Below are 12307 nucleotides of genomic sequence, written 5' to 3'. Positions count from 1 at the left end.
TGGGCGAGTGCGCTGCCGCCGTTCTCGGCGCCGGTCTTGTCACCCGCCGTCCACTGCGGGAGCGGGGCGGCGCGCCAGTCACCGGAGGCGTTCTTCACGCCCGACTCCAGGTTGGCGGGCATCCAGGCGCCGATGGCGAGGGTCGCGATGCTGCCGTCGCCGAGGCCCTTGTACCACTCGTCGCTCCAGCCGGTGACGGGAGCGAGCAGCTTCTCGTCGATGAGCTTCTGCCAGACGGCGGTGAACTTCCCGGCGCCCGCGTCGGAGAAGTCGATCTTCACCTTGGTGCCGTTCACCGTGTAGGGGTGCGAACCGGCCTGCCACAGCATGCTGGTGGCGAAGCCGGCGTCACCGGTGTCGGCGGTGATGTAGGCCTTCGGGTTCTTCTTGTGCAGGTCGCGGGCTGCGGTGAGGTACTCGTCCCAGGTGGTGGGCACCTCGATGCCGTACGTGTCGAAGACCTTCTTGTTGTAGAACAGCGCCATCGGGCCGGAGTCCATGGGCAGGGCGTAGACGCCGTCACCGCCGGCCTTCACGCCGTTCCAGGGGCCGGGCGAGTAGCGGGTGGCGAGCTTCTCGGCGCCGAAGCCCTTGAGATCGGTGAGCTGCTCGGTCAGGGCGAACTGGCCCATCGCGTAGTACTCGATCTGGGCGACGTCGGGCACGCCCTTCTTCGCCGATATGGCGTTCTGGAGCGCCGTGTACTGGTCGTTGTTGGTGCCCGCGTTGACCAGGTTCACCTTGACGCCGGGGTGCTCCTTCTCGAAGCCGGCGGCCACCTGCTTGAGCGTGGGCTCCCATGCCCAGACGGTGACGGTGCCGCCCTTCTTCAGGGCCTCCTGGACGTCCTCCTGGGAGACCGACTTCCCGCTCGATCCGCCGTCGTCACCACCGCAGGCGGTCGCCCCCAGGGCGAGGGCGCAGACGAGACCGATGCCGCGCAGCAGGCGGCGCGAGTGCTTGTGCATGGGCGAGCTTCCACTTCTTCGTGGCCGGGGACCGGCACAGTCGAGGGTCGGAGGAACAGGGCGGGACATGGGGGGAGACGGGGTGCGACGGGCGTGGGGGAGGGGCTGCCCGGGGTGTCCGGGCTATTCCTTGACGCTTCCGGCGGCCAGTCCCGACTGCCAGTACTTCTGGAGCAGCAGGAACGCGGCGATCAGCGGCAGGATGGTGATGAGTGAACCGGTGACGACCAGGTTGAAGACGGCCTCGCCGCCCGCGGTCTGGGCCTGCTGGTTCCAGCTGTTCAGGCCCAGGGTCAGCGGATACCAGTCCGGGTCCTTGAGCATGATCAGCGGCAGGAAGTAGTTGTTCCAGGTCGCCACCATGGTGAACAGCAGGACGGTGACGATGCCGGGCGCCAGCAGCGGCAGCGCGACCCGGAAGAAGGTGCGCACCTCGCCGGCGCCGTCGATGCGGGCGGCCTCCATCAGCTCGGCCGGGATGGCCTCGCTCGCGAACACCCACATCAGATACAGGCCGAACGGCGAGATCAGCGACGGGACGATCACCGCCCAGGGCGTGTCGGTGAGCCCCATCTTGCTGAACATCAGGAAGGTCGGCACCGCCAGCGCCGTACCCGGCACCGCCACGGCCCCGATGACGACGGCGAAGACGCCCCGCCGGCCGGGGAAGTCGAACTTGGCGAGCGCGTAGCCGCCGAGGACCGCGAGGAAGGTGGCGCCGCCCGCGCCCAGCCCGACGTACAGCAGGGTGTTCAGCAGCCAGCGGGTGAACACGCCGTCGTTGTACGTGAACGTCTGCCTGATGTTGTCCCACAGGGCGAAGTCCCCGTCGAACCACAGGCCGAAGGAGTCCGACAGGCCCTCCTGCGTCTTGGTGGCGCTGATGACCAGCCAGAGCAACGGCACCAGGCTGTAGAGCACCACCAGCCCGGTGAGCACGGTCAGCAGGACGCTGCGCCGGGGCTTGCCGGGGGAGTGCCGGCGGCGGGCGGCGCGCAGCTTCGGCGCGGCGCGGTGCGTGCCGGAGGGCGCGGGCGCGGAACGGTCGGAGACGGTGACGACAGGACTGGTCATCGCTGCTTCACACTCCCTTGCGCATGCCGCGCAGCTGGACGACGTAGGCGATGACCATCGTGATCAGCCCCATGACGATGGCGACCGTCGCGGAGTAGTTGTGCTGCTGCCCGTTGAAGGACAGCGAGTACGTGTAGGAGTTCGGCGTGTAGTCGGTGGTGATGGCGTTGGGCGCCAGCGGCTGGAGGATGTTCGGCTCGTTGAAGAGCTGGAAGCTGCCGATGATCGAGAAGATCGTCGCGATGACCAGCGCCCCGCGGATGGCCGGCAGCTTGATGGCGGTGATCACGCGGAACTGTCCGGCCCCGTCGATCTCGGCGGCCTCGTACAGCGAGTGCGGGACCACGCGCAGGGCCGCGTAGAAGATCAGCATGTTGTAGCCGATGAACTCCCAGGTCACGATGTTGCCGATGGAGGCCAGCACCAGATCGGGGGAGAGCGGGTCGGGCAGCGTGACGCCCAGCGCGTCGTCGATGTCGCCGACCAGCCCGAAGCGGGTGCCGTACAGGAAGCCCCACATCAGGGTGGCCACCACGGCCGGCACGGCGTACGGCAGGAAGATCGAGATGCGGAAGAAGTCCCGGCCGTAGAGGCGGCCGCTGTCCAGGGCGAGCGCCACCAGCAGCGCGATGCCGAGCATGACCGGCACCTGCACGGCCAGGAAGAGCGAGACCCGCCCGAGCGAGGCCCAGAACCGGTCGTCCTGGAGGGCCTGCGTGTAGTTGTCCAGGCCGACGAAGGTGGTCCCGCCGATGAGCTGGTCGCGGAAGAGGCTGAGGTACACCGAGTACGCGATCGGCGCGAGGAAGACCAGGGCGAACACGGCCACGAACGGGCCGAGGAAGCCCCACCCCGTCCAGGAGCGGCGGTCCCGTCTCGTCGGTGGCGGTGCCGGCCGCGGCTCGGCGGCGGCCGGCGGTTGCAGCGTCGTCATGTCGTTCCTCGCTCGTCCACGTCCTGGAACTTCACCGATGTTTACGTAAACATCGGGCGCCGCGAAAAGGCGCTCGGGCTGTCATGTTTACGTAAACATCTGATGGCGGCATGTCTACACTGCCCCGATGACGACGGTCAAGGGTCCTTCCGCACCAGGGCCCGGCAGCGACAGGAAGGCGGCTGACGGCGAGTGAGCACGGCTGAGGAAGTCCCGACGAGCGCACCCGCGCGTGCCCGGCGCGGCCGGGACCGCACGGCCTCCATGGCGGACGTCGCCCGGCTGGCCGGGGTCTCCTCGCAGACCGTCTCCCGGGTCTCCAACGGCTACGCCGGGGTGACCGAGGAGACCCGGCAGCAGGTCCTGGCGGCCATGAAGGAGCTCGGCTACCGGCCCAACAGTGCCGCCCGGGCGCTCAAGCGCGGCGAGTTCCGCACCATCGGCGTCATCACCTTCTCCCTGTCCACCACGGGAAACGTGCGCACCCTGGAGGCCATCGCGACCTCCGCGGCGAGCGAGGGGTACGCGGTGACGCTGCTGCCGGTCGCCGTGCCCACGCAGGACGAGGTGCGGGGCGCGTTCTCCCGGCTGGAGGAGCTGGCCGTCGACGCGGTGATCGTCATCATGGAGGTCCACCTGCTGGACGCGGCCACCGTGAAACTGCCGCCCCATGTGCAGGTCGTGGTGGTCGACTCCGACGCCGGCGACCACTACACGGTCGTCGACACCGACCAGGCGGGCGGCACCCGTGCGGCCGTCCGGCATCTGCTCGGCCTCGGGCACGACACCGTGTGGCACCTGGCCGGGCCCGAGGACTCCTTCGCCGCCCAGCGCCGCACGGACGCCTGGCGCCGGACGCTCGCCGAGGCGGGCCGCACCCCGCCGCCGCTCACCCGGGGCGACTGGTCCGCGGAGTCCGGTTACCGGGCCGGCCTCGAACTCGCCGCACGCGAGGACTGCACGGCCGTCTTCGCGGCCAACGACCAGATGGCCCTCGGCCTGCTGCGCGCCCTGCACGAACGCGGCCGGCGCGTCCCCGAGGACGTCAGCGTCATCGGCTTCGACGACATCCCGGAGGCCGGCTCCTTCCTGCCGCCGCTGACCACCGTCCACCAGGACTTCGCCGAGGTGGGCCGGCTCTGCGTGCAGGCCGTGCTGCGCAAGATGCGCCAGGACGGCCCGGAGCGGGGCACGACGCTCGTACCCACCCGGCTGGTGCCCCGCACGAGCACGGCCCCGCCGCCGGCCCGCGCACGCTGAGGCGGGGTGCGCCCGCGCGGACGGGCCCCGGAAGCGCGGCGGGCCGGCCTGCCCCCGGCCCTGGCGACCCGGCTTGCCCGGGAAGCGCGGCGGGCCGCCTTGCGCGCAGCCCTGGCGACCCGACTCGCCCGGGAGGTGCGGCGGGCCCCCTGCGCGCGGCCCTCGCGACGGGTGACCGGGCGGGTGCGCCCGGTTTACGGGCCGCCGGGGCAGGCACTCGAACGCCTCACTGTCGTTCACGCGTGCCCGGGGAGAGCCCATGACCCAGTTCCAGGTCGACGCGCCGACCGCGCCGATCCCGCCGCACCACAGGACCGGGGAGGGCGAGAAGACCGCCGAGCGCCTGCCGCACCGGGGCGAGAAGTGACCGGCGCGGGCCGGTTCGGGCGCGGCGGGCGGCGTCGCGGTGCGGACGGCGGCCAGGTGGTGGTCGTGACCGGCGCGACCGCCGGCGTCGGCCGGGCCACGGCCCGCGCCTTCGGCGCACGCGGCGCGGCCGTCGCCCTGCTCGCCCGCGGCGAACACGCCCTGGAGCAGGCCGCCGAGGAGGTCAGGGAAGCGGGCGGACGGGCGCTGCCCCTGGTGGTGGACGTCTCCGACCCGGAGGCGGTGGACGCCGCCGCGACCCGCGTGGAGGACGAGCTCGGCCCGATCGACGTCTGGGTGAACGCCGCCTTCACCACCGTCTTCGCGCCCGTACGGGACGTCGCGCCCGAGGAGCTGAAGCGGGCCACGGAGGTCACGTACTTCGGCTTCGTCTACGGCACCCAGGCCGCGCTCCGGCGGATGGTGCCCCGCGACCGGGGCACCGTCGTGCAGGTCGGCTCGGCCCTGGCCCGGCGCAGCGTCCCGCTCCAGGCGGTGTACTGCGGGGCCAAGCACGCCATCCAGGGCTTCACCGAGTCCCTGCGCTGCGAGCTGCTGCACGACCGCAGCGGGGTGCGGGTCACCATGGTCCAGATGCCCGGCCTGAACACCCCCCAGTTCAGCTGGGTCCTCTCCCGGCTGCCCCGGCATCCGCGTCCGGTGGCCCCGGTCTACCAGCCCGAGGTCGCCGCCGAGGCGGTCCTGCACGCGGCCGACCACCCCGAACGGCGCGAGTACTGGGTCGGCGGCTCCACCGTCGCGACCCTCCTCGGGCAGAAACTGGCCCCGGGCCTGCTGGACCGCTATCTGGCCCGCACCGGCTACGACGCGCAGCAGACCGACGAGCCCGTCGACCCGTCCAGGCCGGTCAACCTCTACGAGCCGGTGGACGCCGCCGCGCCCGCCGACTACGGCGCCCACGGCCTCTTCGACGACGAGTCGCACCCGCGGAGCCTCCAGTTCTGGCTCTCCCGCCACCGCCGCCCGCTCGCGCTGGCCGCGGCGGCCGCCGGAGTCGTCTCGGCGGCGCTGGCCGGCGGGCGTGCCCAGGCCGGGAGGCGGGTGTGAGGAGCCGGGGCGGGCCGCCGCGCGGCTGACGCCGGTCAGCGTTCCCGGTCGATGTTGCGCGTCCACCAGTGGTGCTCGCAGAACCAGTGGCCGACCATCGCGCCCCCGAAGACCACGAACCCGACCCCGATCAGCCAGGACTCCACCACCAGCACGATGCCGACCGTGCCGTAACTGATCGCGTTGTCGAGGATCAGCGGGGTGAAGACGAGGAAGGAGAAGCCGCGCAGCCCCACCAGGCCCACCATGGTGGCCAGCGCCCCCGGCAGCAGGTCGCGCCAGCGGACCTGGCTGCCCAGCAGGAAGTGCTGGCCCCACCAGAAGAACAGCATGCCGGTCGCCGTGGACAGCGCGATCCGCGCCGAGCCGTGCAGCGCGGTCCGGGTCTGCACCTCCTGGTAGAGATACGCGGTCAGGGCGATCACCCAGGTCAGCTGCCGCCAGACGCGGTGCCAGGGGCCGGAGGGCAGACCCCAGATGCGTTCGTAGCCGTTCTGCACGCTCGCCGCGAAGGACACACCGAAGACGGCGAGGGCGATACCGCCCCACACGCTCGTGGTGCCGACCACCTTGGTCGGCGGGCTGATGATGTCGGTCAGCACCTTGGCGGACCGGCCGGACAGTCCCATGCCGTCGGCCAGCCAGGAGGCGAAACCGCCGCGTCCCAGGGGGTCGGCGGCGGCCACCACGATCAGCAGCGGCGCCAGCGTGACCAGGGCCAGCGTGGCGAAGCCCATGGCCCGGTGCATCAGCTCCAGTTCACGGCCGCGCCGCACCAGCGCGGACGCGGCCAACCGGTCCCACAGACGGAGGAAGGGGCGCCGGTACCGGTTCACGGGTGCTCCTCGGGCGGTCCTCGGACTGGCTCGCCGTTGCGGACTGAGTGACCCGGGGGAGGCGGGGACAAACGTGACGGCGGGTACCCGCACCCGTCCGCGCCGCCGGGAGCCGCCGAATGCGGGACGTTCGCGCGGACGGCCCCCGCATGGGCCGGCCGAAGCGGGAAACCCGCCCGCGAGAGGCCGGAGTGCCTGCGAAGGGGTGTGTGATGACGCCGATGGCCGACCACGTCATGGGTCACTGATGCCGGACGGCACGACGGCGCTGGGCGACCGCACGGTCGACGCGGTCGACGTCCACGCCTTCGAGGTCCCCACCGATGGGCCGGAGGGCAAGGAGCAGGACGGCACGCTCGAATGGGACTCCACGACCATGGTCCTGGTCCGGGTGCACGCCGGCGGCACGACCGGGCTGGGCTACACCTACGGGGACGCGTCGGCCGCCGCGTTCGCGCACACGCAGCTCGCACCGGTGATCCGGGGTGCCCCCGTGTCCTCGCCGCCCGCGCTGTGGCGGCGGATGGGCGAACGGATCCGCAACGCCGGGCGTCCCGGGGTCGGGGCCATGGCCCTGTCCGCCGTCGACGTGGCCCTGTGGGACCTGAAGGCGCGGCTGCTGGACCTGCCGCTGGTGCACCTCCTGCCGTCCTGCCACGACAGCGTGCCCGTCTACGGCAGCGGCGGCTTCACCAACTACTCGCCGGACCGCCTCACCCGCCAACTCGCCGACTGGGTCGAGCAGGGCATCGGGCGGGTGAAGCTGAAGACCTCGCGGCATCCGGAGGCCGACCCCCGGCGCCTGACCGCCGTACGCCGGGCGGTCGGCGACGGGCCCGAACTGCTCACCGACGCCAACGGCGCGCTCGGCCGCAAGGAGGCCCTGTACTGGGCGCGCAGGTTCCACGACGAGTGGGACGTGCGCTGGTTCGAGGAACCCGTCTCCTCCGCCGACCTGGAGGGACTGCGGATGCTGCGCGACCGGGGACCCGAACGCCTGGAGATCGCGGCGGGGGAGTACGCCTTCACCGCGCAGGACTTCGCCAACCTCGCCGACGGCCCCGCCGTGGACTGCCTCCAGGCCGACGTCACCCGGTGCGGGGGCATCACCGGCCTGCTGGAGGTCGCAGGACTGGCCGCCGCCCGGCACCTCGACCTGTCCGCGCACTGCGCGCCGGCGGTCTCCGCGCACGCCTTCTGCGCCGTACGCAGGCTGCGGCACCTGGAGTACTTCCACGACCACGTGCGCGTCGAAAACCTGCTGTTCGACGGCACCCTGGCGCCCGCCGGCGGGGCCCTGCGGCCCGACACCGGCCGGCCGGGACTCGGCCTGGAGGTCAGGTGGGCCGACGCCGAGCCCTACCGCGTCCACGGCGCGCGGCCGTCCTGACCCGGCTCGCGGAACTCGCGGAACTCGCCGAAGGAGAGGCCGCCGGCCCGCTCAGGGGTCCATGCGCTGCCGCTGGCGCATCTGCTCGTTGTGCCAGGCGATCGCGCGGCGGATCTGCGGCTCGTGCAGACCGGTCCGGCACGCGAGCTGGTCCATGGAGAGCGCCGGCGGGCCCGTGGTCAGCGCCCGGGTCAGCTTCGCCGCCCAGAGCTCCTCCTCCACGAAGGGCCGGTCCTGATAGCCGTCCTTGACCACGTCGAAGTGGTCGTCGCAGCACGCGGTGATGAGCCGGAGCCCGTCGAACCACTCATGGGCGGCGGGCGCGGAGGAGGAGTCCGGCACATAGCCGCGCACGGCCTCGTTCTCCGGGAACACCCGGGCGCACAGATCGCACAGCTCCATGGGAACGGCCCGCCCGGTCCGACGGCCCTTCCTGCGCTTACGGTTCCACATCGCGCCTCCTGGAATCACCGTCCAGCAGCGTCGACGCCGTATGCCGCCTCGGGCCGGCGTCCGGAATTCCGGAGTTACCCGATGGGAAGGGCACAAACGCCCGCTCGCGGCGACCGTCTCCGCCATGATCCCGGCCAGCTCGGTGAGGGTCGCGAGGACCTCCTCGGGCGGGGTCTGGGTAGAGAAGAACTTCTCGAACAGCACCTTCAGCCGGGGCAGCCGGGCCTCCTCGATCCCCATGAGGTCGGCGACGACGTACATCGGCAGGGGACCGGCGAAGGCCGCCTTGAGGTCGACGACGCCCTCCGCGGGAAGCTCGTCCAGCAGGCGGCCGGTGAGTTCCGCGATCCGCCCCCGCAGGTGCTCGACGCGGCGCACGGTGAGCGCCTGGGCGACGAGCCCCCGCAGCCGGCGGTGCTCGGTGCCGTCCACGGTGAGCATGGAGCGGCCCGGGTTGGCCAGGCCGATCAGCGGCCAGTCCGCGGGGATCTCGCCGCGCCGCCACGCTCCCCACACGTTGATGTCCTTCACCAGCCGGGGATCCGTGAGGAGGGCCTTGGCCTCGGCGTGCCGGGTGACCGCCCAGACGGGCACACCGCCCGGCAGCTCCACGGCGGCGAGGGGACCGGCGGCGCGCAGCCGGGCGCTCTCGCCGTCCAGGTCGGTGACGAACGGGTCCAGCGGTATCCGGGCTTCTTCGGTACCGGTCGTCATGCTGGCGTGGCCTCCCCGGGCAGCGGTCGCCGGCACGGGTGAGCCGGAAGCTTTCGCGCGGCGTTCAACGGGCGATCACTATACGAGAGTTCGTGATCGCCGGAAGGGGCGCGGATCCGCCCTAGGGGAGGCCGCCCCGCTCGCAGACCTGGCGCGCGACGTCGCGGAGCTTCACGTTGCGGTCCTGGGAGTAGCGGCGCAGCGCGGCGAAGGCCTGGTCCTCGGTGAGACGGTGACTGCCCATCAGGATGCCCATGGCCTCGCCGATGGTGTGCCGGGTGCCGATGGCCTCCTGAAGCTGCGCCTGGGTGCGGGCGCTGGAGAAGGCGACCGCGGCATGGGATGCCAGCAGCCAGCCGGCGGTCTCGTCGGCGGCGGCGAAGGCGCCCGGCCGGCGGGAGTAGAAGTTCAGCGCGCCCAGGTCCTCGTCCTCGGTGAACAGCAGGATGCCCATCATGCTGCCCAGGCCCAGCTTGCGGGCCTCGGGCACGTACGCGGGCCAGCGCTCCGACGAGGCGGTGAAGTCGGCGATCCGGAACTGCCGCTCGCCCACGGAGTTGCGCGCGGCGTCGAAGCAGGGGCCCTCCCCGACGCGTTCCTGGAGCCGGTCGCTCTCGATCACCAGCTGCTCGGTGGGCGCCAGCGACCGCACCCGCCCGTCGCGCAGCAGGAGGATGCCGGCGGCGTCGCAGCCCTCGACCAGCTCCGTGGCCGAGGCGGTGATCCGCTCCAGCGTGTCGCGCACGGACTCCTGGGCCAGCAGGTCCCGCGCCAGTGAGGCCATCTCCTCGGCGAACCCTCGCCAGTCCATCCCGTCCTCCTGTTCCGCCGTGACCGACGCGTCGATGTCCCGGCCGACCCCGTAGGAGTGCCCGGGAGCGGGCCGAGGCAAAAGCGCCGGGATCGGCGGGGCGGGGCCCGGTCATCTTGTTTCACGCTACATCTAAATGCATAATGTGCTTATGGACATGCCGGTCACGGGTCCTGGAGGGCCCGACGCCTCCTCGGAGGACCTGATCATCGCCGTCGAGCAGATGGTCCGGTACGTGCGCCACAGCGCACGCGCCGGCGGCCTGAGCATCGCGGCCTCCTCGGCGCTGGGCCGGCTGGGCCGCGAGGGCCCCCAGCGGCTGACCGACCTCGCCAGGGGCGAGGGCGTCTCCCAGCCGAACATGACCCAGCTCGTCACCCGGATGGAACGCGCGGGCCTGGTCCGCCGGGTCGCCGACCGCAGCGACGGCCGGGGCGTGCTGGTCGAGATCACCGCCGCCGGCCAGGAGGTCTTCGCCCGGCGCCGCGCCGAACGCGCCGAGGCCCTCCAGCGGCTCATCGCCGAACTCACCGAACCGGAGCAGCAGGCCACCAGGACCGCGCTCCTGGCCCTGGCCCGGGCGCTGCGCAGCCGTCAGGACACGCCCTGACGGCGCTCCGTCCCGACCGCACGTCCCCACCGTCCCCGCCGTCCCCACCCTCACCCGAAAGAGAACCGCACATGAGTGCACCGCATGGAAAGGCAGCCAGCCCGTTCCGGCAGCCCAAGGCAGTCTGGGCCGTCGCGTTCGCCTGCGTGATCTCGTTCATGGGCATCGGTCTGGTCGACCCGATCCTGCCCGCCCTGGCCGACAGCCTCCACGCCACGCCCAGCCAGGTCTCCCTGCTGTTCAGCAGCTACCTGATCGTCACCGCCGTCGCGATGCTGATCGTCGGCTGGATATCCAGCCGCATCGGCGCCAAGCGCACCCTCGTCATCGGCCTCGCGATCATCGTCGTCTTCGCCGCCCTCGCGGGCACCACCGACTCCATCGACGGCATCGTCGGCTTCCGCGCCGGCTGGGGGCTCGGCAACGCCCTGTTCATCGCCACCTCCCTCGCCGTCATCGTGGCCTCCGCCAGCGGCGGCTTCGGCGGCGCGATCATCCTCTACGAGACCGCCCTCGGCCTCGGCATCGCCGTCGGCCCGCTGCTCGGCGGGGAGCTGGGCGGCATCAGCTGGCGCGGCCCCTTCTTCGGCGTCGCCGCCCTCATGGCCGTTGCGCTGATCGCCACCCTCGCCTTCGTGCCCGACCTGCCGAGGCCGAAGCAGCGCACCTCGGCGCTCGCCCCGCTCAAGGCCCTGCGCCACCGCGGCCTGCTCACCATGGGCATCATGGCCCTGCTGTACAACTGGGGCTTCTTCACCATGCTCGGCTACGCGCCGTACCCCATGGAGCTCGACGCCCACGAGCTCGGCCTCGTCTTCACCGGCTGGGGCCTGCTGGTCGCCGCCTTCAGCGTCTTCTTCGCGCCGCGCCTCCAGGCCCGCTTCGGCACCGCCCCGGTGCTGTACGCCAACCTGCTCGGCCTCGGCGTCGTCATGGCGGTCATCGCGGCAGGTGTCGCGAGCCCCACCACGGTCATCGTCGCGGTCATCGTCAGCGGCGCCTTCATCGGCATCAACAACACCCTGACCACGCAGGCCGTCATGCTCGTCTCGCCCGTCGAGCGCCCCGTGGCGTCCTCCGCCTACGGCTTCCTGCGCTTCATCGGCGGCGGCCTCGCCCCCTACGTCGCCGGAAAGCTCGCCGACGCCACCGACCTGAGCGTGCCCTTCTACCTCGGCGCCGCGACCTTCCTGCTCGCCATCCCCGTGCTGGCCAGCGGCCACGGCCTGCTGCGCCGCGCCGAGACCGGCACCGCGGACAGTGAGCCCGCCACGCCGACGTTCACCGCCGTCGGCACCCCGGCCACCACCGGCGGCACACCGCCCGTCGTCGTCGCCGTGGGCGCCCACGACAGGGCCGCCTCCGTCGTCGACACCGCCGCGCGCCTCGCCCGGGACACCGGCAGCCCCCTCGAAGTGGTGCACGTCCGGCAGACCGCCGTGGTCGAGGAACAGGCCGTCGACACCGAGACCGACGACGAGGCCCGTGCGGCGGTCACCGCGCACCTCGAACGGCTGACCGGCCTCGGTATCGCCGCCACCGGCCAGATCCTCACCAGCGTCGGCGACCACGCCGCGGCCGGCCGGGCACTGGCCCAGCACGCGGCCGAGGTGGGCGCCCGTACGGTCGCGGTCGGCCGCTCCCCGCGCGGCCCCGTCGCCCAGTTCGCCGACGGCAGCTTCACCAGCGCCCTCACCCACGCCGCCGACTGCACCGTCGTCCTCGTCGACCCGGACGACGCCCCCCTGCCCCTGACCGCCGCCGCACTGCCGGGCCTGCGCACCGAGGCGGGCTAGGGCCTGTCGTTTGGATCAGGTCGGCTG

11 protein-coding genes are annotated in these 12307 nt (G+C 72.4%); 5 read left to right on the top strand and 6 right to left on the bottom strand.

The window, feature by feature from the left end; translation table 11 throughout:
* From GTW67_RS15795 to GTW67_RS15785, 3 genes are all read right to left on the bottom strand, one after another.
* Window positions 1-968: ABC transporter substrate-binding protein (locus tag GTW67_RS15795; protein WP_161165457.1), on the bottom strand; the 968-nt coding region annotated here is incomplete at its 3' end.
* A 123-nt stretch (window positions 969-1091) separates the two neighbouring features.
* Window positions 1092-2042, bottom strand: a complete 951-nt coding sequence (locus tag GTW67_RS15790) for a carbohydrate ABC transporter permease (protein ID WP_161165456.1) — start codon at window positions 2040-2042, stop codon at window positions 1092-1094.
* 7 nt (window positions 2043-2049) lie between these two features.
* Window positions 2050-2976, bottom strand: coding sequence for a carbohydrate ABC transporter permease (locus GTW67_RS15785; RefSeq protein ID WP_161165455.1), 927 nt, complete (start codon window positions 2974-2976; stop codon window positions 2050-2052).
* Between the two features lie 192 nt (window positions 2977-3168).
* On the opposite strand from GTW67_RS15785, the gene GTW67_RS15780 reads away from it, so the two are divergent.
* Window positions 3169-4236, top strand: coding sequence for a LacI family DNA-binding transcriptional regulator (locus GTW67_RS15780; protein WP_346010671.1), 1068 nt, complete (start codon window positions 3169-3171; stop codon window positions 4234-4236).
* A 432-nt stretch (window positions 4237-4668) separates the two neighbouring features.
* Entirely contained in the window at window positions 4669-5670 is a 1002-nt protein-coding gene (locus GTW67_RS15775; RefSeq protein WP_524539785.1) for an SDR family oxidoreductase, read from the top strand.
* Window positions 5671-5705: 35 nt separating this feature from the next.
* Here GTW67_RS15775 and GTW67_RS15770 read toward each other — a convergent pair whose 3' ends face one another.
* The gene (locus GTW67_RS15770; protein WP_161165453.1) at window positions 5706-6506 is read right to left on the bottom strand and encodes a YhjD/YihY/BrkB family envelope integrity protein; all 801 of its coding nucleotides are present in this window, start codon (window positions 6504-6506) and stop codon (window positions 5706-5708) included.
* A gap of 247 nt (window positions 6507-6753) precedes the next feature.
* On the opposite strand from GTW67_RS15770, the gene GTW67_RS15765 reads away from it, so the two are divergent.
* Window positions 6754-7896, top strand: coding sequence for an enolase C-terminal domain-like protein (locus tag GTW67_RS15765; RefSeq protein WP_161165452.1), 1143 nt, complete (start codon window positions 6754-6756; stop codon window positions 7894-7896).
* A gap of 51 nt (window positions 7897-7947) precedes the next feature.
* On the opposite strand, the gene GTW67_RS37705 is transcribed toward GTW67_RS15765, so the two are convergent.
* Both GTW67_RS37705 and GTW67_RS15750 read right to left on the bottom strand, forming a co-directional pair.
* On the bottom strand, window positions 7948-9063 hold the full coding sequence (locus tag GTW67_RS37705; protein ID WP_237518883.1) for a cytochrome P450 family protein: 1116 nt from the start codon (window positions 9061-9063) through the stop codon (window positions 7948-7950).
* A 121-nt stretch (window positions 9064-9184) separates the two neighbouring features.
* Window positions 9185-9874, bottom strand: a complete 690-nt coding sequence (locus GTW67_RS15750) for a GAF and ANTAR domain-containing protein (protein WP_161165451.1) — start codon at window positions 9872-9874, stop codon at window positions 9185-9187.
* Between the two features lie 136 nt (window positions 9875-10010).
* On the opposite strand from GTW67_RS15750, the gene GTW67_RS15745 reads away from it, so the two are divergent.
* Window positions 10011-10484 (top strand): MarR family transcriptional regulator, encoded by a 474-nt coding sequence (locus GTW67_RS15745; RefSeq protein ID WP_161165450.1) that lies wholly within the window; start codon window positions 10011-10013, stop codon window positions 10482-10484.
* A gap of 71 nt (window positions 10485-10555) precedes the next feature.
* Complete coding sequence (locus tag GTW67_RS15740) at window positions 10556-12280, top strand: MFS transporter (protein WP_161165449.1); 1725 nt, start codon at window positions 10556-10558, stop codon at window positions 12278-12280.
* Window positions 12281-12307 lie beyond the last annotated feature (27 nt).

The organism is Streptomyces sp. SID5910, assembly GCF_009862125.1.
Classification (GTDB): domain Bacteria; phylum Actinomycetota; class Actinomycetes; order Streptomycetales; family Streptomycetaceae; genus Streptomyces.
The sequence above is the reverse complement of the archived record's forward strand: the minus strand, read 5'-3'. Positions and strand labels throughout refer to the sequence as shown.